General features: G+C 65.0%; 19 protein-coding genes. 9 read left to right on the top strand and 10 right to left on the bottom strand.

What is annotated here, in order from left to right:
- Window positions 1–167 precede the first annotated feature (167 nt).
- Together Q4543_RS15465 and dnaE are read left to right on the top strand one after the other, a co-directional pair.
- Complete coding sequence (locus Q4543_RS15465; protein WP_303439559.1) at window positions 168–365, top strand: hypothetical protein; 198 nt, start codon at window positions 168–170, stop codon at window positions 363–365.
- 41 nt (window positions 366–406) lie between these two features.
- Entirely contained in the window at window positions 407–3,931 is a 3,525-nt protein-coding gene (gene dnaE / locus Q4543_RS15460) for a DNA polymerase III subunit alpha (protein WP_303439558.1), read from the top strand.
- Between the two features lie 12 nt (window positions 3,932–3,943).
- Here the strand turns inward: dnaE and Q4543_RS15455 are convergent, their stop codons facing one another.
- A complete protein-coding gene (locus Q4543_RS15455; protein ID WP_303439555.1) occupies window positions 3,944–4,150 on the bottom strand; it encodes a SlyX family protein in 207 nt (68 codons plus the stop codon).
- 272 nt (window positions 4,151–4,422) lie between these two features.
- On the opposite strand from Q4543_RS15455, the gene hisS reads away from it, so the two are divergent.
- Genes hisS through hisG form a run of 3 tightly spaced genes read left to right on the top strand, consistent with a single transcriptional unit; the run spans window position 4,423 to window position 7,660 of the window.
- On the top strand, window positions 4,423–5,895 hold the full coding sequence (hisS, locus tag Q4543_RS15450) for a histidine--tRNA ligase (protein ID WP_303439553.1): 1,473 nt from the start codon (window positions 4,423–4,425) through the stop codon (window positions 5,893–5,895).
- The gene (locus tag Q4543_RS15445) at window positions 5,886–6,971 is read left to right on the top strand and encodes an ATP phosphoribosyltransferase regulatory subunit (protein WP_303439551.1); all 1,086 of its coding nucleotides are present in this window, start codon (window positions 5,886–5,888) and stop codon (window positions 6,969–6,971) included. Before hisS ends, Q4543_RS15445 begins: the two co-directional genes overlap by 10 nt.
- On the top strand, window positions 6,968–7,660 hold the full coding sequence (gene hisG, locus Q4543_RS15440; protein ID WP_303439549.1) for an ATP phosphoribosyltransferase: 693 nt from the start codon (window positions 6,968–6,970) through the stop codon (window positions 7,658–7,660). Before Q4543_RS15445 ends, hisG begins: the two co-directional genes overlap by 4 nt.
- A gap of 95 nt (window positions 7,661–7,755) precedes the next feature.
- Here hisG and Q4543_RS15435 read toward each other — a convergent pair whose 3' ends face one another.
- From Q4543_RS15435 to Q4543_RS15400, 8 genes are all read right to left on the bottom strand, one after another.
- A complete protein-coding gene (locus tag Q4543_RS15435; RefSeq protein ID WP_252737449.1) occupies window positions 7,756–9,060 on the bottom strand; it encodes a DEAD/DEAH box helicase in 1,305 nt (434 codons plus the stop codon).
- Between the two features lie 286 nt (window positions 9,061–9,346).
- Window positions 9,347–10,738, bottom strand: a complete 1,392-nt coding sequence (locus Q4543_RS15430) for an amidase (protein ID WP_303439545.1) — start codon at window positions 10,736–10,738, stop codon at window positions 9,347–9,349.
- Window positions 10,735–11,652, bottom strand: coding sequence for a glyoxylate/hydroxypyruvate reductase A (locus Q4543_RS15425; protein ID WP_303439544.1), 918 nt, complete (start codon window positions 11,650–11,652; stop codon window positions 10,735–10,737). Before Q4543_RS15425 ends, Q4543_RS15430 begins: the two co-directional genes overlap by 4 nt.
- Window positions 11,649–13,262 (bottom strand): ABC transporter ATP-binding protein, encoded by a 1,614-nt coding sequence (locus Q4543_RS15420; RefSeq protein WP_303439543.1) that lies wholly within the window; start codon window positions 13,260–13,262, stop codon window positions 11,649–11,651. Before Q4543_RS15420 ends, Q4543_RS15425 begins: the two co-directional genes overlap by 4 nt.
- Entirely contained in the window at window positions 13,259–14,098 is an 840-nt protein-coding gene (locus Q4543_RS15415; protein WP_303439542.1) for an ABC transporter permease, read from the bottom strand. Before Q4543_RS15415 ends, Q4543_RS15420 begins: the two co-directional genes overlap by 4 nt.
- Window positions 14,095–15,072: an ABC transporter permease gene (locus Q4543_RS15410; RefSeq protein WP_303439541.1), complete on the bottom strand. Its 978-nt coding sequence runs from the start codon at window positions 15,070–15,072 to the stop codon at window positions 14,095–14,097. The genes Q4543_RS15415 and Q4543_RS15410 overlap by 4 nt, the downstream gene beginning before the upstream one ends.
- A 101-nt stretch (window positions 15,073–15,173) precedes the next feature.
- Window positions 15,174–16,721 (bottom strand): ABC transporter substrate-binding protein, encoded by a 1,548-nt coding sequence (locus Q4543_RS15405; RefSeq protein WP_303439540.1) that lies wholly within the window; start codon window positions 16,719–16,721, stop codon window positions 15,174–15,176.
- Between the two features lie 90 nt (window positions 16,722–16,811).
- Window positions 16,812–17,582 (bottom strand): class II aldolase/adducin family protein, encoded by a 771-nt coding sequence (locus Q4543_RS15400; protein ID WP_303439539.1) that lies wholly within the window; start codon window positions 17,580–17,582, stop codon window positions 16,812–16,814.
- A gap of 127 nt (window positions 17,583–17,709) precedes the next feature.
- Between Q4543_RS15400 and Q4543_RS15395 the strand changes: the two genes are divergently transcribed.
- The 4 genes from Q4543_RS15395 (at window position 17,710) to Q4543_RS15380 (ending at window position 22,187) form a co-directional block, all read left to right on the top strand.
- Window positions 17,710–18,411 carry a GntR family transcriptional regulator gene (locus Q4543_RS15395; RefSeq protein WP_303439538.1) on the top strand — a complete coding sequence of 234 codons (702 nt, stop codon included), beginning with the start codon at window positions 17,710–17,712 and terminating at the stop codon, window positions 18,409–18,411.
- Window positions 18,408–19,436 carry a histone deacetylase family protein gene (locus Q4543_RS15390; RefSeq protein WP_303439537.1) on the top strand — a complete coding sequence of 343 codons (1,029 nt, stop codon included), beginning with the start codon at window positions 18,408–18,410 and terminating at the stop codon, window positions 19,434–19,436. Before Q4543_RS15395 ends, Q4543_RS15390 begins: the two co-directional genes overlap by 4 nt.
- Window positions 19,433–20,710 carry an ArgE/DapE family deacylase gene (locus tag Q4543_RS15385; RefSeq protein WP_303439536.1) on the top strand — a complete coding sequence of 426 codons (1,278 nt, stop codon included), beginning with the start codon at window positions 19,433–19,435 and terminating at the stop codon, window positions 20,708–20,710. Before Q4543_RS15390 ends, Q4543_RS15385 begins: the two co-directional genes overlap by 4 nt.
- A 94-nt stretch (window positions 20,711–20,804) precedes the next feature.
- Window positions 20,805–22,187, top strand: coding sequence for an aspartate aminotransferase family protein (locus tag Q4543_RS15380; protein WP_303439535.1), 1,383 nt, complete (start codon window positions 20,805–20,807; stop codon window positions 22,185–22,187).
- 78 nt (window positions 22,188–22,265) lie between these two features.
- Here Q4543_RS15380 and Q4543_RS15375 read toward each other — a convergent pair whose 3' ends face one another.
- Window positions 22,266–23,201, bottom strand: coding sequence for an MYG1 family protein (locus Q4543_RS15375; protein WP_303439534.1), 936 nt, complete (start codon window positions 23,199–23,201; stop codon window positions 22,266–22,268).
- Between the last annotated feature and the right edge of the window lie 4 nt (window positions 23,202–23,205).

Here is a 23,205-nt window from a genome sequence, read left to right as displayed (position 1 = left end):
GAAGCCACACGCGCCGCTTGGCAAGAGAAAATCGCCCAATTCCAGAGCATCCACCCGCGCTGCGCCGCCAAACCCGGCAGGCGGGCGGGCGCCGGGAACATGGGCGCGCAGGAACCGCAGCCTCCGCCGCGCATTGTCTTTCGCAACATGCCGCAAAGGATGCCCCGATGAACCGACTACAGATCTCGCGCATGGCACGCAGGCTCACCCGGACCGAAGGCAGCCCTGACGCCGCGCTGAACGAAGCGAGCCGCGTCATCGCCGAGGAAGACGCCCGCGGCCGCACACAAAAGGCCGACACATGGCGCGCGATCCGCGACGCGCTGCACGGGCGCGACGCCCCTGCCGCAGAGGAAGGCAGCTGAGCGCCCTTCCCCCCGCCCGGCGCAGCGCCTACTCTGCTCTCATGGCAGATCCCCGATTCATACACTTGCGCGTTCACACCGAATATTCCTTGCTCGAAGGGGCGGTGCGGCTGAAAAAGCTGCCCGGCCTGTGCGAAGCGATGGAAATGCCCGCGATTGCGGTCACGGACAGCAACAACCTCTTTGCAGCGCTGGAATTTTCCGTCGGTGCCAGCGGCGCGGGCATCCAGCCGATCATCGGCTGTCAGGTCGATCTGCGCTACACCAACCCCGCACCGGGCGAGCGGCCCAAACCGCCCGCGCCCATCGTCCTGCTGGCGCAGAACGAGACCGGCTACGAAAACCTGATGAAGCTGAACTCGTGCCTGTATATGCGGGGCGACGGCCAGCTGGCGCATGTGACGCTTGAGGATCTTGAAACCCATCACGACGGGCTGATCTGTCTGTCGGGCGGACCGGATGGCCCGGTGGGGCGGCTACTGCGCGACAATCACCGCGCCGCCGCGCAGGTGCTGCTGACCAGCCTGCACAGACTCTTTGGCGATCGGCTTTATGTCGAATTGCAACGCCACCCCGGCGATGACGGGCTGCCGCAGGCCGAAAAGCTGTCGGAGCGCGGCCATATCGAGATGGCCTATGAAATGGGCCTGCCGCTGGTCGCCACCAACGACGTCTATTTCCCCAAGCCCGAAATGTACGAGGCGCATGACGCGATGATCTGCATCGCCGAGGGGGCCTATGTCGATCAGCAGGAACCGCGCCGCCGCCTGACGCCGCAGCATTACCTCAAGACCCCGCAAGAGATGGCGACGCTATTTGCCGATCTGCCGGAGGCGCTGGAGAACACCGTTGAGATCGCCAAGCGCTGCGCCTTCATGGCCTATCGCCGCGACCCGATCCTGCCGAAATTCGCCGATGACGAGGTCGCCGAATTGCGCCGCATGGCGAACGCAGGCCTGCAACGCCGCCTTGCGGTGATCCCCCACGCGGTCAGCGTGGAGGAATACCAGGAACGGCTCGATTTCGAGCTGGGCATCATCGAGGGCATGGGCTTTCCCGGCTACTTCCTGATCGTTGCCGATTTCATCCAATGGGCCAAGGACCACGACATCCCGGTCGGGCCGGGGCGCGGCTCGGGCGCCGGGTCGTTGGTGGCCTATGCGCTGACCATCACCGACCTCGACCCATTGCGCTATTCACTGCTGTTCGAACGCTTCCTCAATCCCGAACGGGTGTCGATGCCCGACTTCGACATCGACTTTTGCATGGATCGCCGCGAAGAGGTGATCCGCTACGTTCAGGAAAAATACGGCCACGACAAGGTGGCGCAGATCATCACCTTCGGCGCGCTGCTGTCGAAAATGGCGGTGCGCGACGTGGGCCGCGTGCTGCAGATGCCCTACGGACAGGTCGACCGCCTGTCCAAGATGATCCCGGTCGAAGGCGTCAAACCTGTCAGCATCGAACAGGCGCTGCGCGACGAGCCGCGCCTTGCCGAAGAGGCCCGCAACGAAGAGGTGGTCGACCGCCTGCTGACCTACGGCCAGCAGGTCGAGGGGCTGCTGCGCTCGGCGGGCACCCACGCCGCAGGGGTGGTCATCGCCGACCGCCCCACTGACCAGCTTGTGCCGCTCTACAAAGACCCCCGCTCCGACATGCCCGCCACCCAGTTCAACATGAAATGGGTGGAACAGGCGGGGCTGGTGAAATTCGACTTTCTCGGCCTGAAGACGCTGACCGTGGTTCAGAACGCGGTGAACCTGATCCTCAAGGATGGCCGCCCCATCCATGTCGCCGCCGATGGCACGCAGCTGTACGAGCCAGCCGAGGGCGGAGAAAACCAGATGAACCTCATCCCGCTGGATGATGAAAAGACCTATAAACTGTATGCTGCGGCCAAGACCGTTGCCGTGTTCCAGGTGGAATCGACGGGCATGATGGATGCGCTCAAGCGCATGAAACCCACCTGCATCGAAGACATCGTGGCGCTTGTGGCGCTCTACCGGCCCGGCCCGATGGAAAACATCCCCGTCTATTGCGAGGTCAAGAACGGCCTGCGCGAAATCACCTCGGTCCACCCGTCGATCGACCATATCCTTGCCGAAACCCAAGGCATCATCGTCTATCAGGAACAGGTGATGCAGATCGCGCAGGAAATGGCGGGCTACAGCCTTGGCGGCGCCGACCTGCTGCGCCGCGCCATGGGCAAGAAGATCAAGGAGGCGATGGACGCCGAGCGCCCCAAGTTCGAAAAGGGCGCGGCGGAAAACGGGGTCGACAAGAAGAAGGCCACCGAGGTCTTCGACCTTCTGGAAAAATTCGCCAACTACGGCTTCAACAAATCGCACGCGGCGGCCTATGCGGTGGTCAGCTACCAGACCGCTTGGCTCAAGGCGAACCACCCGGTCGAATTCATGGCAGGCGTCATGAACTGCGATATCCACCTGACCGACAAACTGGCGATCTATTTCGACGAGCTGAAGCATGGGCTGAAACTGGGCTACGTGCCGCCCTGCGTGAACCGGTCGATGGCCACCTTCGATGTGGAAAGACAGGAACTGGTCTACGCGCTTGGCGCTCTCAAGAACGTCGGCGTCGAGGCCATGCAGCTGATCGTTCAGGGGCGCCGCTCGGTGCCCGAAGACCCCCAAAGCCCCGACAAACCCTTCGCCACCATTTTTGATTTCGCCCGCCGGGTCGATCTCAAGAAAATCGGCAAGCGCCCGCTGGAAATGCTGGCCCGCGCCGGGGCGTTCGACCAGCTCGACCGCAACCGGCGCCGCATGTTCGATTCGCTCGATGCGCTGGTCGCCTATTCGGCGGCGATCCACGAACAGCGCGCTTCGGCGCAGGTGTCGCTGTTTGGCGATGCGGGCGACGATCTGCCCGAACCGCGCCTGACCCCGGCCCCCGACTGGCTGCCCGCCGAGCGCCTGAACGAGGAATTCAAGGCCATCGGCTTTTACCTGTCCGGCCATCCGCTTGACGATTACATGCCCGCGCTGAAACGACGCGACGTGATGACGCTGGAAGAGGTGCGCAACAAGGCGCAGGGCACCGCTTGCATCGCCAAGCTGGCCGGCGTGGTGGCGGGGCGTCAGGAACGCAAGTCGGCGCGCGGCAATCGCTTTGCCTTTGCCCAATTGTCGGACCCGACCGGCGCCTACGAGGTGACGATCTTTTCCGAGACGCTGGAGAAATCCCGCGAGCTGCTGGAAACCGGATCAAAGGTTGTCGTGACCGTCGAAGCGACGGTGGAAAGCGACCAGCTCAAGCTGCTGGCGCGCAGCTTCGGCCCGGTGGAAACGGTGGTTGCGGATGCCGGGGCCTCGGGGTTGAAGATCTTCATCGAGACCCCGGGAACTCTCTCTCAGGTCGCATCGATCCTGAGCCGCGCCGCCGAGCAGATGCCCAAGGCAGGGCGCGGGCCGATCCGCCTGTGCCTGAGCGCCGAAGGCCTGCCCGGCGAGGTCGAAATGGATCTCAAGCGCGAATTCCCAGTGACGCCCGAGATCAAGGGCGCGGTCAAATCGCTCGACGGGGTGTTGGCAGTCGAAGATTTCTGAACGCGCAACAGGTCAGTAATGGGGTGGACGCTCATCGCCCATCACCACCCCGCCCGCGCCATCGGCCTGTCGATCGGCCTCTCGTTCGATCAAAAGTGCAAGGCGACGTGTCAGCAGCGCAATATCACGATCCTGCCGCGCCACGACCGATGACAGATCGTCGGTGGTGCGCTCGAGATGGGCAAGACGTTCCTCAAGGGCAGAAGTGTCGTTGGGCATGGTCGGGCTCCTTTCTGGTGGAGATAGGCTTCGCTGCGGGCGTTGTCTACGCCAGAGGGGGCGCTGCCCCCGCCCTTCGGGCCCCCTGGGATATTTAGGGCCAGAAGAAAACCAGGCGCCGCGCCCCGGTTTCTTCTGGCCCTAAATATCCCCGCAGGAGGCAGGCTGGACGGCCGAACTTTGCGCAGCGCCGGGGCATTGCACACAGCCCGCCTGTTGCCCCCACACGCGCAAGCCGCTAAGGGAAGCGCGCATTCCGCAAGGAGCCCATCATGGCGAAAGACAAAAAAGCCCCCCGCCCCAAGGCCCAGACGCCGAAGGGGTTCCGCGATTATTTCGGCCCGGAGGTGACAGAGCGCGCCGAAATGCTGCGTGCCATCGCCGGGGTATATCATCGCTACGGCTTCGAAGCGCTGGAATCGAGTGCGGTCGAGACCGTCGAGGCGCTTGGCAAATTCCTGCCGGATGTGGATCGCCCCAACGAGGGCGTGTTCGCGTGGCAGGACGAGGACGACAGCTGGATGGCGCTGCGCTACGATCTGACCGCGCCGCTGGCGCGGGTCTATGCACAGCATCGCAACGAGCTGCCCTTGCCCTATCGGCGTTTTGCCATGGGGCCGGTCTGGCGCAATGAAAAGCCGGGACCGGGGCGGTTCCGCCAGTTCTACCAGTGCGATGCGGATACCGTTGGCGCAGCTTCCGTCGCGGCCGACGCCGAGATCTGCGCGATGCTGTCGGACACGCTTGAGGTGGTCGGCATTCCGCGCGGCGATTATCTGGTGCGAGTCAACAACCGCAAGGTGCTGAACGGCGTGCTCGAGACTATGGGCCTTGACGACGAGGCACAGCGTGACGCCGTGCTGCGCACCATCGACAAGTTCGACAAGGTCGGAGAGGCGGGTGTACGGGCATTGCTTGGCAAGGGGCGGCTCGATGCCTCGGGCGCCTATATCGACGGCGTGGGCCTGTCGGATGCGCAGGCCGATCCGGTTCTGGCGTTCCTGACCTCGAAAGGGGCCGATGCAGGCGCAACCGTTGCCAACCTGCGCGCGGCCATCGGCAGCAGCGCCATCGGCGCCGAAGGCGTTGACGAGCTGGAACAGATCGGCGCGCTTCTGGCGGCGCAAGGCTATGGCAATGACCGGATCGAGATCGATCCCAGCGTCGTGCGCGGCCTTGGCTATTACACCGGGCCGGTGTTCGAAGCCGAGCTGACCTTTGAAATCCTCGACGAGAAGGGCCGCAAGCGGCAATTCGGCTCTGTCGCAGGCGGCGGACGTTACGACGACCTTGTGAAGCGCTTCACCGGGCAGGCTGTGCCTGCAACCGGTGTCAGCATCGGCGTCGACCGGCTACTGGCCGCGCTGCGCGAGAAGGGCCGCATCGGCACGATTCCGCAAGGCCCTGTCGTGGTGACCGTTATGGACAAGGACCGCATGGCCGATTACCAAGCCATCGTCGCCGAGCTGCGCAATAACGGCATTCGCGCCGAGGTCTATCTTGGCAACCCGAAGAACTTCGGCAACCAGCTCAAATATGCCGACAAGCGCAATTCTCCTGTCGCCATCATCGAAGGCGGCGACGAAAAGGAACGCGGCGTGCTGCAGGTCAAGGACCTGATCCTTGGCGCGAAGCTGGCGCAGGATGCGACGCTCGAAGAGTGGAAGGAGCGCCCGAGCCAATACGAAATCCCGCGCAGCGATCTGGTCGCCAAGGTCCGGGAGATCCTAGCACAATGGGCGTGACCACGGCGGCCGAACGCGCCGAGGCGGTTCGCCTGCGCCAGCGCTTTCTCGACCTTGGGGCCCAAAATGTCGATTGCGCCATTCTGCAACCGGCGGAAACGCTGCTGGACCTCTACGGCGAGGACATTCGCGCGCGCACCTATGTGACGCAGGATCCAAGCCGCGGCGAGGTCATGCTGCGTCCTGATTTCACCGTGCCCGTGGTGCAGATGCATATGGAAACCGGCGCGGCCCCGTCGCGCTATACCTATTGCGGCGAGGTGTTCCGGCGTCAGGAAGACCACCCTGAACGCCCGGCGGAATATTTTCAGGTCGGCTATGAGCTGTTCGCCGACGACGATCCTGCGCAGGCCGATGCCGAGGTGTTCGCGGTGTTTGCAGACGCCCTTGCGGGCTATGATCTGCGCGCGGTGACCGGCGATATCGGCATTCTCACCGCCGCTGTCATGGCGCTTGAGATTTCCGAACCGCGCCGCGCCGCGCTGATGCGCCACATCTGGCGGCCGCGCCGGTTCCGGGCACTGCTCGACCGCTTTTCGGGGCGCGCGCCGCTGCCGCCATCGCGCAAGGCGCTGCTCAAGGACGCCAATCCAGTGGCGACTGCGCCGATGATCGGGTTGCGCTCGGAGGCGGAAATCGCCGCCCGCGTTGCGGCGCTGCGCGCCGATGCCGCCGAGGGCCCGCTGTGCCGCAGCCAGGTTCAGCTGATCGATGCGTTGCTGGCAGTGCGCGAAACCTGCAGCTTTGCGCTGGAGCATCTGCACGACATCGCAGTCGATCTGCCCGGTCTGGTGCCAGCGGTGAACCGGTTCGAACAGCGCTGCAACGCGCTTGCCGCCCGCGGCATCGACGTCAGCGCGCTGGAGTTCGAGGCCAGCTACGGGCGCTCTTCGATGGAATATTACGACGGCTTCGTCTTTGGCTTCGTGCCCGCACAGCGGCCCGACCTGCCCCCCATCGCCACCGGCGGGCGCTATGATGCGCTGACCCAGCGGCTCGGCGGCGGGCGCGCGGCCCCGGCGGTGGGTGGGGTGATCCGCCCCGGCCTGCTGTTGCAACTGGAGGGCGTGGCATGACGATCAAGCTTGGGGTGCCCTCCAAGGGGCGGCTGATGGAAAAGACCTTCGACTGGTTTGGCGCGCGCGGCATCGGGCTCGCCCGCACCGGCAACGAGCGCGAATACGCCGGCGCGGTCGAGGGCATCGAGGGTGTCGATCTTGTGTTGCTGTCCGCCGGAGAAATCCCGCGCGAGCTGGCGGCGGGGCGCATCCATCTGGGCGTGACCGGCACCGATCTGATCCGCGAAAAGCTGGTACAATGGGATCAGAAGGTCGAGCCGCTGGCCGAGCTGGGCTTTGGTCAGGCCGACCTGATCATCGCCGTGCCCGCCTGCTGGATCGATGTGAACACGCTTGACGATCTGGATGGGGCGGCGGCGGCATTCCGGGCCGCGCATGGCTTCCGGATGCGGATCGCGACGAAATACCACCGGTTGGTGCGCGAGTTCCTCAGGCAGGGCGGCGTCGCCGATTATCAGCTTGTCGACAGTCAGGGCGCGACCGAAGGCACGGTCAAGAACCTGACGGCCGAAGCGGTGGCCGACATCACCTCGACCGGCGAGACGTTGCGGGCGAACCATCTCAAGGTGCTAGAGGAAGAGCCGGTTCTGCGCAGTCAGGCAACGCTGTTTCGCAGCCGCAACGCTCCGCTGGCCGGAGCCGACCGGGACGCGCTGCGCACATTGACCAAGATGCTGAGGGTCTGAGCCGCGATCCGCCGCGCGCCTTTGGCCGGAACAACCATGGCGCAAGGGTCACAGAAAAAAGGCCGGGCTCTGGAAAGAGCCCGGCCTTGTTATTTTCAGGCGACCTTGCGGCGCGGACGGCTGCGGCGTGCCTTTACGGCTGCCGGGGCGCCATGGTTGGGGCCACCGTGCTTGCCAGCGGGCTTGCCCGAAGGCTTGCCCTGACCGCCGCCACCGCGACGCCCACCGCCGCCACCGCGACGACGCTGACTGCCACCGCCGGTCACTTCGGCCGGAGCTTCGCCCGAAGCCACGGGAATCTCGATCTTCATCAGCTTCTGGATCTGGCGCAGCAGATCGCCCTCATCCGGTGCGCAGAAGGCAATCGCCTCGCCTTCACGGCCGGCGCGGGCGGTCCGGCCAATGCGGTGCACGTAATTGTCCGGCACCTCGGGCAGATCGAAGTTCACCACATAGGCAACGCCCGGAATGTCGATGCCGCGCGCGGCGACGTCGGTGGCGACCAGCACGTTGATATCGCCATCACGGAACGCCTTGATGGCACGGTCGCGCTGGCCCTGGCTCTTGTTGCCATGGATCGACGCGGCGTTGAAGCCATCGGCCACAAGGCCCTTCATCAGGCGCTCTGCACCATGCTTGGTGCGCGAGAACACTAGCGTCAGCGCGTCCATGTCCCGGCGCAGAACTTCGCGCAGCTTGGCTGGCTTGTCGTTCTTGTCGACGAAATGCACCGACTGGGTGATCTTGTCGGCAGCCTTGCCCGGAGGCGAAACCTGCACCTTGCGCGGGTTGTTGAGATAGGCGGCGGACAGCTCTTCCATCTGCTTGGGCATGGTGGCCGAAAACAGCATGGTCTGGCGCGGCGTGCCCAGCTTGGGGGCGATCCGACGCAGCGCGTGGATGAAACCAAGGTCGAGCATCTGGTCGGCCTCGTCCAGCACCAGCTGGCGCACGGTCGACAGATCGACGGCGCCACGATCCATCAGGTCGATCAGGCGGCCGGGGGTGGCGACAAGGATGTCGACGCCGCGCGCAAGAAAGCTGATCTGACGGTTGATGGATTGCCCGCCAACCACGGTGGCGACGCGCAGCTTGGAGCCATCGGTGAGCTGGCGCAGGCTGTCGGCGATCTGGTTGACCAGCTCGCGGGTCGGGGCCAGCACCAGCGCCTTGGCGCATTTGGGCGCGGGCTTGCCCGGCTGGGCCAGCAGCCCGTCGATCAGCGGCAGGCCAAAGGCCAGCGTCTTGCCGGTGCCGGTCTGGGCAAGGCCCAGCACGTCATGACCTTCAAGCGCAAGCGGGATCGCCTGATTCTGAATCGGGGTGGGTTCCTTGAACCCGTTCTTCTGAAGCACTTCTGTAAGGGACGGCGCGAGGCCGAGCATGTCGAAGTCGAACAAATCTTATCCTTTGCGGGCCGCATCGAGTCATCGAACACGGCATGACGCCACCCGCCCCGCATCTGGGGCGGCATGGTCAGGGTGTCGCGCAAAGCCTCTGGCAGCGCGGGCGTCTCCCGCGACCTGCTGGCCATTCGCGTCCAGAACCCTGCGTGATGGGGAACCGTGAGTGGTGACACCGATGCGCTCATGCCCGGGAAAAATCCCGAAGGGGCGCGGCTAGCTCACGCGGCAGCGCGGCGTCAGAACCGCAAATGGGGCCTGACGTCGCATCTGTCAAGCGCTATCAGCCCACGAGGCCGGGAAATCCAAAGCCGCGCTCCAGCACTTCGCCCGCCTCAAGGCAGATATCCTCGCGCCACGGCGGGCAGACCAGCTGCACCCCCGAGGGCACGCCGTCGATCACGTCCGAGGCGATCGAGATCGCCGGAACGCCCAGCACCGGAATGGCGATCTGCGGCAGCATCACATCCCACAGATGGGCGATCATCGCGTCGCCCTCCAGATCCTGATCCTGCCGGAACGGCAGCTCGGCGCAATTGGGCATCAACACCACCGGGTAATCGGCCAGAAACCCTCGCCACGCCCGGATCAGCGCCGCCCGCCGCGAAAACAGCGCGCCGAAGCCCGCGACGTCGATGCGCGCGGCGCGATCCGCGTAATGCGACAACAGGGCGATGGCCCCGGCGTCGCCTTCGCGCTGCGCCGCTTCCATCTTGGCCTCATGGCCATCCGACAGCCACAGATCGACCTGAAGCTCCACCGCCTCGCGCAGCTCGGGGATCTGCGCCGGGGTCTCGACCTCCCAGCCCGCATCGCGGAACATCTGCGCGGCGCGCTGCAGATCGGCGACGATGCGCGGGTCGGTGTCGATGCCGCCCGGATGGGTCACCAGCGCCACGCGGCGGCGGTACGCGGGACCGACCAGCGGCACCGGCGCGCTCCAGACATCTTCGGGCGCATAGCCCGCCATGCCTTCGAGCCCGAGCCGCAAATCGTCGACCCGCCGCGCCAGAGGCCCCGAGACCGCCATGATCTGCGCCCCGATGGCCCGGTCGGGGCCGGACTGGTTGAACATCGGCACCCGCCCCGGCGTCGGGCGCAGGCCCTGAATGCCGCAGGCATAGGCCGGATAGCGGATCGACCCGGCGATGTCGGTGCCATGGCCGATATGCCCCATGCCGGTGGCCACCGCCGCCCCTGCCCCGCCAGACGAGCCGCCCGCCGTCAGCGCATCGTTGTGGGGGTTCTTGGTGGCGCCGTAGAACCCGTTGGTGGTGAACCAGCGGTAGGAAAACGCCGGGGTGTTGGTGCGACCGATGACGATGGCATCCTTTTCGCGCATGTGGCGCAGGAACGGGCTGTCCTGCGTTGCGATCACGTCGCTGTAGATCTGGCACGAATTGGTGCTGGCATAGCCTTTCTGATCCGACAGCACCTTGACCGTCACCGGCACCCCAGCCAGCGCGCCCACCGGCTTGCCGGCGGCGATGCGGGCGTCCAGCGCCTCGGCCTCGGCCAATGCATCGCTGCCGCAGTTCTGCACAATGGCGTTGACCTTGGGATTCATCTTGAGCACGCGGTCCAGCGTTTCGCCAACGATGTCGGTGGCCTTGAGCGCACCAGATTGGACGCGCGCGGCGATTTCGCGCGCGCTCAGAGCATTCAGATCAATCATGCGGATTTCTTTTCCTGAAACTCGGCCAGCATGCGCTGGCGCACATTTCGCACCACCGCTTCGGGGGTCGGAATGCAGGCGACATGCGGCGTCACGAAGACACGCTCATGCGCCCAGAACGGGTGGCCTGCGGGCAGCGGTTCGGTCTCGAAGACATCGACCGAGGCGCCCGACAGCTGGCCGCTGTCCAGCGCCGTGATCAGATCGGGCTCGATCAGCTGCCCGCCGCGCCCGACATGGATCAGCGCCGCGCCGCGCGGCAGCTTGGCAAGGAAGGCAGCGTCAATCAGCCCGCGGGTCTGCGGCGTCAGCGGCAGCACATTGATGAGAATATCGCTCTGCGCCAGAAAGGCATCCATCTCGCCGTCGGTGTAATGGGCTACGCCCGGCTCTGCCTCGGGCATGCGGCGTGAATAGCCAGCCACCGAATAGCCAAGCGCCACCAGCCCCTTGGCCACAGCGCGGCCCATCAGGCCAAAGCCCATGACCCCGATGCGCCGCGCCGTCGGCGACAGGCCGGTCAGCTTGCGCGCCCATACCTCGCTGACCTGATTGGTGCGCACCTGGGCCATCTCGCGGTGATGCCAAAGCACATGGAAGGCGCAGAACCCCGCCATTTGCAGCGCCTGATCCGGGTCTTCGAGCCGATAGACCGGCAGGCCCTGCGGCAGCGACGGGCATCGGTCGATGGCATCCTGCCCCGCACCGACGCTGAACACCGCCTCAAGGTTCGGATAGCGATGGAACGCCTCGGCATCCGGGATGAAGGTCAGCATGAAACGCACGTCTTCGGGACGCTCGATGTCGTCGGGGGCGCGAAGATCAAGCTCGGGGGCGAGCGTTTCGAACAGCGGACCGAACCGCTCGGCCAGTTTCAGTTGCGAACAGGTGGCAACCCCAAGGATACGGCTCATGCGAGAACTTTCTGATTGTCCCAGTCCGCGCCGGGCACTGCGGCGAGAAGCTGTCTGGTGTAGTCTTCTGTCGGGTTGAGGAAGATGTCATGCACGGTGCCGATCTCGACCAGCCTGCCCTTTTGCATCACGGCGATACGATCGCACAGCTGGGCGGCGACGCGCAGATCATGGGTGATGAACAGGATCGACAGCCCCATCTTCTCGCGCAGATCGCGCAGCAGGTCGAGCACCTGCGCCTGAATCGACACATCCAGCGCCGACACCGCCTCGTCGGCGATGATCAGCTCCGGGTCCATCGCCAGCGCGCGGGCAATGCCGATGCGCTGGCGCTGCCCGCCGCTGAACTCATGCGGAAAGCGGCTGGCGGCATCGGCGCCAAGGCCGACGATCTCCAGCAGCTCTCTGGCGCGGTTTTCGGCCTCGCGCCGGGGAACGCCCCGGGCGATCGGCCCGTCGGTGATCGCTCCGATGATGCGCTGGCGCGGGTTGAGCGAGGCATAGGGGTCCTGAAACACCATCTGCACCTTGTGACGCTGGCGGCGCAGATCCTCATCCGACAGCGCCGCAAGATCGACGCCGCCGACCAGCACCTGCCCGGCGTCGGGGGTGACCAGCCGCACCGCGGTGCGCCCCAGCGTCGATTTGCCCGAGCCGGATTCGCCGACCAGCCCCAGCACCTCGCCGCGCGCGACACTGAGCGAGACATCATCCACCGCCCGCACCTCGCGCGGTGCACGGAACATGCCGCCGCCGGTGCGATAGATCTTGCGCAGCCCCTTGATCTGCAGCGCCGGCGTTTCCGACAGCGCTCGCGCCGGGGGCAGCTTGCCGGTCGGGATCGCCTCCAGCAGACGCTTGGTATACTCGTGCTGCGGGTCTTGCAGCACCGCGCGCGCCGGGCCGCGTTCGACCACCTTGCCGGTGCGCATGACGATCACCTCATCGGCGATCTCGGCCACCACGCCGAAATCATGGGTGATGAACATCACCGCCATGCCGCGCCGCGCCCGCAGATCAAGGATCAGTTTGAGGATCTGCGCCTGCGTCGTCACATCCAGCGCCGTTGTCGGCTCGTCGGCGATCAGCAGCTTGGGTTCCAGCGCCAGCGCCATGGCGATCATCGCCCGCTGGCGCTGCCCGCCCGACAGCTGGAACGGATAGGCGCGGATGATCTTTTCCGGGTCGGGCAGTTGCACCTCGCGGATCAGATCCAGCGCCTTCTTGCGCCGCTCGGCCTGAGTGAAACGGTCATGCGCGGCGAACACCTCGGCGATCTGATCGCCAATGCGCATCAGCGGGTTGAGCGCCGTCATCGGTTCCTGAAATATCATCGCGATCTGCGCGCCGCGCAGGGCCATTTTCTCTGCGTCCGGCAGGCGGATCACGTCGCGCGATTCAAACATGGCGCGGCCCGCTTTGACCGTCACGCCGGGGGGCAGCAACCCCATCAGTGCGTTGGCGGTCATGGATTTACCCGACCCGGATTCCCCCACCACACACAGGATCTGGCCCTTGTCGATGGTCATGCTGACGTCTTCGACCGCAAAGGGCCGGTCGGCGCCTTCGGGAAGACCGATGGTCAGGTGCTCGATGGCAAGCGTGCTCATGCCCGGCCCTTTCTTGACAGATGCGGGTTCAGCGCATCATTGAGCCCTTCCCCGATCAGGTTCAGCGCCAGAACCGTGATGATGATGGCGATGCCCGGAAAGAAGCTTAGCCACCAGCTGGACCGGATCACCGTGCGCGCCGCGCCGATCATGTAGCCCCAGCTCATGGCGTTGGGATCGCCAAGGCCAAGGAAGCTCAGCGAGCTTTCCAGCAGGATCGCCGTGGCCACCATGAGCGAGGCCATGACGATGATCGGAGACACGGTATTGGGCAGCACCTGACGGATCAGGATGCGCGGCTTGCTCAGCCCCGCCAGCGTCGCCGCATCGACGAATTCGCGCTTGCGCACCGACATCACCTCGGCCCGCACCAGACGCGCCACCGGCGGCCATGACACGATGGCGATGGCAAGGGTGATCGAGGCCAGCGAGGGTTCAAAGATCGCCACCAGCACGATGGCGAGGGCAAAATTCGGAATGGTCTGGAAGAACTCGGTGAAGCGCATCGCGCCTTCATCGACATATCCGCCGTAAAATCCGGCAAGCGCCCCGAGCGGCACGCCGATCAGCAAGGCGACCAGTGTCGAGACCAGCCCGACCAAAAGCGACACCCTTGCGCCATAGGCCAGCTGCGAGGCCACGTCGCGGCCCAGCGTATCGGTGCCCAGCGGCAGCCCATCCACCGCAAACGGCGCAAGGAAGGGGCGCTGCACCATCTGCCAAGGTGAATGTTCAAAGATCAGCGGCGCAAACAGCGCCACGGCGATGACGGCGATCAACAGGACAACGCCGACCATCGCGCCGGTGTTGCTGCGAAAACGGGTCCAGAAGCTCATGCGCGCGCTCCGATGCGGGGGTCCACAAGGCGGTAGACGATGTCAGTGACGATGTTGAACGCGATGACCATGGCGGCAGAGACAAGGAACACCCCGAGAATGGTGTTGTAATCGCGCGCGGCGAGGCTTTCGAACATCAGCCGCCCGATACCCGGCCAAGCAAAGACGGTTTCGGTCAGCACCGCGCCGCCGATCAGTTGCCCGGCCTGAAGCCCGGCCAGCGTGACAACCGGCAGGATGGCGTTGCGCAGGATGTGACGGCGGCGGATCACCGCATCCGAAAGCCCCTTGGCGCGGGCGGTCTTGACGAAATCGGCGGTCGAGACCTCGAGCATCGAGGCCCGCGTCATCCGCATGTAGACCGCCATGAAGAACAGCCCCAGCGTCAGCGCCGGCAACACCAGATGCTGCGCGATGTCGATGATGCGCGCCATGCCGGTATATCCCGCGCCCACGGTTTCATAGCCGAACCCCGGCAACCAGCCGAGCCAGACCGAAAACACCAGCACCGCCATCAGCGCCGCCCAGTACAGCGGCGTTGCATAGAACAGCAGCGCAAAGGTGGTAAGCAGGCTGTCCTGCGGCTTGCCGACGCGGGCAGCGGCGGCCACGCCCAGCGCGATACCGAAGACCAGCGAGATGACAAAGGCCGCCCCGGTCAGCAGCAGCGTCGCGGGCAGACGATCGGCGATCAGTTCGATCACCGGCGCGCCCTGCCGGAAACTGTAACCCAGATCCAGCTGGGCCACCCCCGAGACATATTTCCACAGCTGCACGCCAAAGGGCTGGTCCAGCCCGAAGCGCTCGCGCAGTTGTTCGATCATCTGCTCGTCGGCAGCGCCCGCCTCCCCGGCGAGCACCACGGCAGGGTCTCCCGGCGCGGCATGCAGCAGACAGAAATTCAGCACCGCGATGCACAGCAGGGTCAGCGCGGCCTTGGCAAGGCGCGCGGCGATGATGGCGAAGACGGACATGCCGGTCGCTTTCTCTTCTTGCTAGGGGAAGGCCGGGCGCACCCCCAAGACGGGGCGCGAAGAAAATTCCTAGCTTGGATTTTTCAGCCCGGCCGCAGGATTTACTCTTCGATCCAGGCGTTGCGCGGCCCGTCGTTCACACCGATGCCGGTGGTCACAAGATCATGGACGTTGCAGCGATAGAGCGTCGGGAACTCGAGTTCGAGCATCCACGCCACCGGCACATCATCAACGATTTCCTTCTGGATCTCGTCATAGGCGGCCTGACGTTCCTCGGCCGAGGTCATGGTTGCCGCGGCAAACCACTTGGCGTCCAGCTCGGGGTTGTCGTAGCCTTCGACGTTGTTCCACGGGCTGCCCTTTTCGATGCGATCGGCGGTGTAGTTGCGCGACACGCCCAGCGCCGGATCGCCGTACTGATAGAGGTACGTGAAGGCCATGTCGTAGTCCCACTGCGAGGTCTTCTCGTTCCAGCCCGCAACGTCGGTGCTGTCGATCTCGACATTGATGCCGACCTCGCTGAGGTTCTGGCGCACCGCCTCGGCCCAGCGCTGCCATGTCTCGCCGTAGGGCAGCGGCAGCAGGCGGATGGTGCTGCCGTCATAGCCCATCTCTTCGAGCAAGGCCTTGGCCTTGTCGGGGTCGTGGTCATAGATCGTCACGTCATCGGAATAGAAATTGGTCGCCGAAGACACCGGCCCGGTCGGCACCTTGCCCAACCCGTTCCACACCACGTCACGCATGAACTCGCGGTCCATCGCATACATGATGGCCTGACGGAAGCGCACGTCGCTGGTCGGGCCTTCGCGGTTGTTGAGCCACATCCACGCATGGGGCGCGAAGAATTCCCAGCCCTTGCCGGTCGAACAGACGTTCTCCATCTCGGTCAGGCGCGCCACATCCCAGTTCTCCACCGATCCGCCGGGCAGCACGTCGACTTCGCCGGTCTCGAAGGCGACGGCGCGCGAGGCGGCGTCGGGGATCACCCGGTAATAGACCTCGTCGAGATAGGGCAACCCGTCGACGTAATAGTCCTCGTTCTTGACGAGATGGATGTAGCTGCCCTTGACCCATTCATCGAACTTGAACGGGCCGGTGCCGATGGGGGTGTTGTTCGCCTCGTTGGCGGCGAAATCGGTGCCTTCGTAGATGTGCTTGGGGACCATCGGCATGGTGCCGGATTCGAACACGCTGATGAACGGGCCGAAAGGTTCCTTGAGCTTGAATTCGACGGTCAGCGGGTCAAGCGCGGTGATGGTGTCGACATAGGCCAGCGAGGCGCGCAGGCGGGCGTGGGTCTCGGGCAGGAAGGTTCCGGCGCTGAACACCACGTCCTCGGCGGTGAACGGTTCGCCGTCGTGCCATGTCACGCCATCCTGCAGCTTGAACGTATAGGTCAGCCCGTCCTCGGCCACCTCCCAGCTTTTGGCCAGCCCCGGCATCGGGTTCAGATCGGTGTCATAGCGCAGCAGGCCCTCATAGATGTCGCCCGCGACAAGTTGCGTCGGGCCGTTCTGCACGAGGCCCAGCATCAGCCCCGGCGGTTCGGGCTGCACCACGATATCAAGCCGCCCACCCGCTTGCTGCGCCGCCAGAGGCGCGGCCAGCGCGGCGGCGATCAGAAAGGTCGTCGCTTTCAAACTGTTCATTTGTCGGTTCCCTGTTGTCCGTTATCGGCAAGCCGCCGCCCGTCTTGCTGCGGGCGCGCGGGAAATCCCGGCAGTTTGCCGGGGGTGGTGTTACCCGGCCCAGCCGGGGATCTTTGCGTCGAGCAGGCGCAGCAGGGCCGCCCATTCCGGGTCGCGCCCGCCCTGCTCTTCCATCTTGTCATAGGCGCGGGCATATTGCCCGGCGGTATGTGCGGCCACGTCATTGGGCAGCACCACCGGCGTCAACCCCATGCTCAGCGCCGCAACCTGCGCCTTGCAGGAGCGTTCGAGGTTGATGGCGTATTTCACGGCCTCGGCGACCGAGCGGCCCAGCAGCAGCGTGCCGTGGTTGCGCAGCAGCATCACCCGCTTGTCGCCCAGATCGGCGACGATGCGGGCGCGCTCTTCGAGGTTCAGCGCGATGCCTTCGTAATCGTGAAAGACGATCTGGCCAAAGAACTGCGCCGACCACTGGTTCAGCGGCAGCAGGCCCTCTTGCACCGACGACACCGCAACCCCGGCCACCGTATGGGTGTGCAACACGCAGACCGCATCGTGCCGGGCCATGTGCACTGCCGAATGAATGGTGAACCCCGCCTCGTTGACGCCCGCGCCGTAAGGGTCGTCGATCACCGTGCCGGTCTCGTCGACGGTCACCAGATTGTCCGGCGTCACCTCGTCGAAGCGCAGCCCGTAGGGATTGAGCAGGAATCGCTTTTCGCCCTCCGGCCCATCCGGGAGCCGCGCCGAGATGTGGGTATAGATACCGTCGTCCATGCCGAAATGCGCGATCAGCCGATAGGCGGCGGCCAGATCGCGGCGCAGGTCAGAGGTGCTGGTGGCGGTCATCCCATCGGGCATGTCGGTCTCCGGTGCTGAGGTCTTGGGCAAAGGAAGGTCATTTTGACAGCTTTCGTCAAGTCGATTGTCGACAATACATCAATTTACCCCTAGCGTGGCTGAAAATTCAGGCTTTCGAGACCGCGACATGGACAAGATCACAGAGCAGGACGGCTTTGCCCCCCTCGGCCGCGAGGGGCTGGTCGAGCGTGTGGCCCGGCTGCTCAGCAAGGCCATCGTGACGGGGCAGCTGACTCCGGGAACCCGGCTGAGCGAATCGGTGGTGGCCAAGCAACTGGGCACTTCGCGCGCCCCGGTGCGCGAAGCGGCGCGGCTGCTGGAAAACTCCGGCCTCGTGACCTATTATGCCAACCGCGGCTTTTTCGTGCGCAAGTTCACCGCGACCGAGCTCGACAATCTGTACGAGTTCCGCATCGTGATCGAACTGGCGGCGGTGCGCCGGCTGATCCGCGAAGGGCTGGGCGATACCGGCCCGGCGCTTGCCGCGCAGATCGAAGAACTGCGGCGTCTGGCCGGCCCGCCGCACGACATGCTGACCCATGTCGAGGCCGACATGCAATTCCACCGGCTGATCTGCAACGGCTCGGGCAATCCGCGCTTTTTGCGCACCTTCGAGCAGATCGCGCTGGAAACCGAACTGACCATCGTGCTGATCGGCAAGCTCTATGAAGATGCGCACAGGCTGGCCGAAACCCATGTTCCGATCCTAGAGGCCTTGCAATCGGGCTGCGAACAGGATGCCGTGGACGCCATGTTCTACCACCTCGATGTCGCCCGCACGCTGGTGACCGAGCAATTCCGCAAACTGGAAGACGAGAGCCCAAAATGAGATGCTTTTACGCCCCCGAAACCGAGGCGCATGACCCGATCTTCCGCCTGACCCACGGCAAGGTGCAGCGCAACGCGGAATTGCCCGAGCGCGCGCGCCTGCTTCTGGCGGGGCTCTCTCAGCTTGGCCTGACGCCAGAAGAACCCTTCGAAGCGCCCGACGAGACGCTCGAAGCGGTGCACACCCCCGATTTCCTCGATTTCCTTGAAACCGCATGGGACGAGTGGCAGGCCCTGCCCGATGCCGGCCCCGAGGTGGTGCCCAATGTCTTCCCCGACAGATCTGTGGCCACCTACCCGTCGCATATCACCGGGCGCGCCGGCTGGCACATGGGCGACACATCGGCCCCCATCGGGCAGCACAGCTGGCGCGCCACCCGCCGCGCCGCCGATTGCGCCGTCGCCGCCGCCGATGCAGTGCTGAACGGCGCGCCTGCCGCTTATGCGCTGTGCCGCCCCGCCGGGCACCACTCCAGCGCCGAGATCGCCGCCGGGCACTGCCTGCTCAACAATTCGGCCATCGCCGCCGCGCGGCTGCGCGAAGGCCATGACCGGGTGGCGACGCTGGACATCGACGTGCACCACGGCAACGGCACCCAGTCGATCTTTTACGACCGGGGCGATGTCATGACGGTTTCGATCCATGCCGACCCGACCAGCTATTACCCTTGGTTCGTCGGCCACAGCTATGAGACCGGCCTTGGCGAGGGGCTTGGCTTCAACCTCAACCTGCCGCTGCCACGCAGCACCACCGACGACGTCTGGCTCGACACCATCGCGAAGGCGCTCGATGCCATCGCCGCGCATAAACCCGGCGCGCTGCTGCTCAGCCTTGGTCTGGATGCGCATGAAAACGACCCGCTCGCAGGCATGAAAATCACATGGGACGGCTTCCGCCGCGCCGGGGAAATGATCGCCGCCGCCGGTTACCCCACGGTGATCGTGCAGGAAGGCGGCTACCTGTCGCCCGATCTGACCAAGTCGCTGGTATCGTTCCTGAGCGGTTTCATGGACGGCGCAAAATGACCTCCGAACTGACACAGCGCATCCTTGCCTCGGTCGAAGAGGGCTTCGAGGAACAGATCACCTTTACCGAGGCTCTGGGCCGCTACCCGTCCTTGCGCGGGCAGGAAGCCACCGCGCAGGATTTCCTGCATGGCGAGCTGTCGAAACGCGGCTATGCCATGGACCGCTGGACCATCGAGGTCGACGACATCCGCGACCACCCCGGCTTTTCCCCGGTCGATGTCGATTACTCCAATGCCATCAATGTCGTCGGCACCCTGCGCCCGCAAAACGAGACCGGACGCAGCCTTGTGCTGAACGGGCATATGGATGTGGTGCCCGCTGGCCCGCTCGACATGTGGACAACCCCGCCCTTCGAGCCGAAACGCGACGGAGACTGGCTCTACGGGCGCGGCATCGCCGATATGAAGGCGGGGATCGCGGCCAATGTCTTTGCCGTCGATGCGTTGAAACGCCTTGGCTATCGCCCCGCCGCCACGCTCTACCAGCAATCGGTGGTCGAAGAGGAATGCACCGGCAATGGCGCGCTGGCCGCCTTGCTGCGCGGCTACAACGCCGACGCCGCGATCATCCCCGAACCCGAAGATGACAAGCTGGTGCGCGCCAATACCGGCGTGCTGTGGTTCCGCGTTCGGGTGCAGGGTGCCCCTGTCCATGTGCGCGAGGCTGGCAGCGGCGCCAATGCCATCGAAGCGGCTTACGAGGTGATCCGCGCCCTGCGCGCGCTCGAAGCCGACTGGAACGCCCGCAAGAGCCAGCACCGCTATTTTGAAGAGCTCGATCACCCGATCAACTTCAACGTCGGCAAGATCGCGGGCGGCGACTGGGCCTCTTCGGTGCCGGCGTGGTGCGAAATCGATTGCCGCATCGCGATTTACCCCGGCACATCCGCCGCCGACGCCGCGCGCGAGATCGAAGACCATTTGCGCGCCGCTGCGGCCAAGGTGCCGTTTCTCGCCAACAACCCGCCGCAGGTCACATGGAACGGGTTCTTTGCCGAAGGCTACGTTCTCGAAGAAGGCTCCGAGGCCGAAGCAACGCTAGGCCGCGCCCATCTGGCCTCTTACGCGCAGCCGCTGCAAAGCTTTGTCACGCCGGGCTATCTCGACGGCCGGGTCTTTGCGATCTATGGCAAGACGCCCTGCCTCGTTTACGGCCCCTATTCCGAGGCGATCCACGGTTTTGACGAACGCGTCAGCCTGTCTTCGGTCAAGCGCGTCACCGGCGCGATTGCCCTCTTCATCGCCGAGTGGTGCGGGTTGGAGGAAATATGATCAAATTCTCCGTGACCTTTGCCCGCTTCATCCCCTAGACTCGCCCGCAACGGAGACCCCGAGTCTCTGCCCCCAATCCCAACAGGAGACCCAGATGAACCAGCGTCCCAACTCGCTTCACGCATCCGATATCGCCCATTCGATGCACCCCTACACCAACATGCGCGCGCATGAGGAAAAGGGGCCGATGATCATCACCAAGGGTGATGGCGCGCGCGTCTACGACGATCAGGGCAAGGAATACATCGAGGCACTGGCCGGCCTGTGGTCTGTCGCTGTGGGCTTTTCCGAGCCCCGCCTTGCCGAAGCCGCTTATGAGCAGCTCAAGAAGCTGCCCTATTACCACAGCTTCGCGCACAAGGCGCATGAGCCGTCGATCCGCCTTGCCGAAAAGCTGGTCGAGATGACCCCCGAAGGGCTCAACCGGGTGTTCTTCACCAACTCCGGCTCCGAGGCCAACGACACCGTCATCAAGATGGCGTGGTTCCTCAACAACGGCCTTGGCCGCCCCGAGAAGAAGAAATTCCTTGCCCGCAACAAGGGCTATCACGGCATCACCATCGCATCGGGCTCGCTGACCGGGCTTGTCGGCAACCACCGCGATTTCGATCTGCCCGCGATCCCCGTCACCCACCTGACCACGCCGCATTTCTGGAAATACGGCAACGAGGGTGAGACCGAGGCCGAGTTCACCGCCCGCCTGCTTCAGGAGCTTGAAGACACCATCCTCGCCGAAGGCCCCGAAACCATCGCCGGTTTCATCGGCGAGCCGGTCATGGGCGCTGGCGGCGTGATGACCCCGCCCGAAGGCTACTGGCCCGGCGTCGCCGAGATATGTGCCAAGTATGACATCCTGCTGGTGGCCGACGAGGTCATCAACGGCTTTGGCCGCACCGGCGCGCCGTTTGGCTGCCAGAAATACGGCTTCACCCCGGATATCCTGGTGACATCCAAGCAGCTGACCTCGTCTTACATGCCGCTTGCCGCGATCGTGGTGAACGACAAGGTTTACAACGCCATCGCCGACAACACTGCCAAGCTGGGCACGTTTGGCCACGGCTTCACCGGTTCGGGCCACCCGGTCGCCTGCGCCGTGGGTCTGGAAAACCTGAACATCATCGAAGAAAAGGATCTGATGGGCAACGCCGCCCGTCTGGAGCCGATGTTTCAGGAGGGTCTGCGCAAGTTCGCCGATCACCCGCTGGTGGGCGAAGTGCGCGGCGTTGGCCTGATCGCAGGCGTGGAAATGGCCAAGGACCGCGCCAGCAAGACCTCGTTCGAACCGGCGGGCGCGATGGCGGCCAAGGTCGTGGCGATGTGCGCCGAAGAAGGGCTGATCGTGCGCAACGTCTACGAGACGGTGGCCTTCTGCCCGCCGCTGATCGTCACCGAAGACGACATCACCGAGATCCTCGCCCGGTTTGGCCGCGCGCTCGACAAGGCGCTGGACTGGGCCAAGGCGGAAGGCATGCTGTGATCGTCGCCTGACGATCTGAACAAATGCAAAGGCCCGGACGGTAACGTCCGGGCCTTTTTTGCGTTCTGGCTGCCGCGCTCAGGCCTTGTGCTGCGCGCCCGCGTCCTCGACGGCAAGCGCCGCCATGCGCAGCGCCGCCTCGCGGCTGCTGGCTATGGCGAGGAAACGCCCGGTATGGCAGAATTTTGCCCCCGGCACGCCGCAGGCGGCTTCGAGCGCGGCGTCGCTCAGCCCGGCCCAGGCGGCGGGCAGATCGGCCCGCTGTTCAAAGGTGTTCTCGGTGATGCGGATACCGGTCAGCGCCCAGTCGACCTTGCGCGGATGCACCACGAACAAAAGCTGGTCCGCGCCCGCCTCTTCGATGGCAGAGCGGAAGGGCATGCCCATCGGCAGTTCCAGCACGGCGCCATCCCCCGCCGCAGCGATGGCATCCGCCACGATCCCCGCGGCCCGCAGCTTGGCCGCGCTGCGCGCGATGCTGGCCTCGACAAAGGCGCGGGCGATGGGCAGCGCCTCGGCAAAGGCGCGATCGTCCGCATCGGGGGCGGCATCGTCGAACACCGGCTTGAGGCTTTCCAGCAGCACCGGCAGCGTCATCCGCGCCAGCAGCGGACCGGCCGATGACGGATCGACGGCCCCATTGTCCATCAGATCGATGGGCAGCACGAAACTGTCATCGAAGCTGGCATGCACCGCGTCGATATCCCCTGCCGGGACGCCCAGCGCCGCAAGGTAATCGCGCCCAAAGCTGGTCCAGACCAGCCCGAACGAGCTGAACGGTTGCCCGGATGGGCGCGCGGGCGTCGGACGCTGGTGATGATCGAACACCCCCTGCGCCGGATCATACTGCCCGCCGACATCGTAGATGATGCGCCCCGGCGCGGCGGTGATCCATTTCGGATCGCGGCTGCGGATCAGCGTTGCCTCCGGAAACAGTCGGGTCAGGATGACCGAAGACAGCAGTTCGTCGGCGTGAAAGCCGCCAGAATGGGTAACAAGATGCGTGGTTTTCATGGGG

Source organism: Salipiger sp. 1_MG-2023, from assembly GCF_030547555.1.
In the GTDB taxonomy this organism is placed as follows: Bacteria; Pseudomonadota; Alphaproteobacteria; order Rhodobacterales; family Rhodobacteraceae; genus Salipiger.
The sequence above is the reverse complement of the archived record's forward strand: the minus strand, read 5'-3'. Positions and strand labels throughout refer to the sequence as shown.

What these genes read in the sequence shown, in the direction of transcription:
- Q4543_RS15465 (WP_303439559.1), top strand. Translation starts at nt 168, where the DNA reads ATGAACCGACTACAGATCTCGCGCATGGCACGCAGGCTCACCCGGACC.
- dnaE (WP_303439558.1), top strand. Translation starts at nt 407, where the DNA reads ATGGCAGATCCCCGATTCATACACTTGCGCGTTCACACCGAATATTCC.
- Q4543_RS15455 (WP_303439555.1), bottom strand. Translation starts at nt 4,150, where the DNA reads ATGCCCAACGACACTTCTGCCCTTGAGGAACGTCTTGCCCATCTCGAG.
- hisS (WP_303439553.1), top strand. Translation starts at nt 4,423, where the DNA reads ATGGCGAAAGACAAAAAAGCCCCCCGCCCCAAGGCCCAGACGCCGAAG.
- Q4543_RS15445 (WP_303439551.1), top strand. Translation starts at nt 5,886, where the DNA reads ATGGGCGTGACCACGGCGGCCGAACGCGCCGAGGCGGTTCGCCTGCGC.
- hisG (WP_303439549.1), top strand. Translation starts at nt 6,968, where the DNA reads ATGACGATCAAGCTTGGGGTGCCCTCCAAGGGGCGGCTGATGGAAAAG.
- Q4543_RS15430 (WP_303439545.1), bottom strand. Translation starts at nt 10,738, where the DNA reads ATGATTGATCTGAATGCTCTGAGCGCGCGCGAAATCGCCGCGCGCGTC.
- Q4543_RS15425 (WP_303439544.1), bottom strand. Translation starts at nt 11,652, where the DNA reads ATGAGCCGTATCCTTGGGGTTGCCACCTGTTCGCAACTGAAACTGGCC.
- Q4543_RS15420 (WP_303439543.1), bottom strand. Translation starts at nt 13,262, where the DNA reads ATGAGCACGCTTGCCATCGAGCACCTGACCATCGGTCTTCCCGAAGGC.
- Q4543_RS15415 (WP_303439542.1), bottom strand. Translation starts at nt 14,098, where the DNA reads ATGAGCTTCTGGACCCGTTTTCGCAGCAACACCGGCGCGATGGTCGGC.
- Q4543_RS15410 (WP_303439541.1), bottom strand. Translation starts at nt 15,072, where the DNA reads ATGTCCGTCTTCGCCATCATCGCCGCGCGCCTTGCCAAGGCCGCGCTG.
- Q4543_RS15405 (WP_303439540.1), bottom strand. Translation starts at nt 16,721, where the DNA reads ATGAACAGTTTGAAAGCGACGACCTTTCTGATCGCCGCCGCGCTGGCC.
- Q4543_RS15400 (WP_303439539.1), bottom strand. Translation starts at nt 17,582, where the DNA reads ATGCCCGATGGGATGACCGCCACCAGCACCTCTGACCTGCGCCGCGAT.
- Q4543_RS15395 (WP_303439538.1), top strand. Translation starts at nt 17,710, where the DNA reads ATGGACAAGATCACAGAGCAGGACGGCTTTGCCCCCCTCGGCCGCGAG.
- Q4543_RS15390 (WP_303439537.1), top strand. Translation starts at nt 18,408, where the DNA reads ATGAGATGCTTTTACGCCCCCGAAACCGAGGCGCATGACCCGATCTTC.
- Q4543_RS15385 (WP_303439536.1), top strand. Translation starts at nt 19,433, where the DNA reads ATGACCTCCGAACTGACACAGCGCATCCTTGCCTCGGTCGAAGAGGGC.
- Q4543_RS15380 (WP_303439535.1), top strand. Translation starts at nt 20,805, where the DNA reads ATGAACCAGCGTCCCAACTCGCTTCACGCATCCGATATCGCCCATTCG.
- Q4543_RS15375 (WP_303439534.1), bottom strand. Translation starts at nt 23,201, where the DNA reads ATGAAAACCACGCATCTTGTTACCCATTCTGGCGGCTTTCACGCCGAC.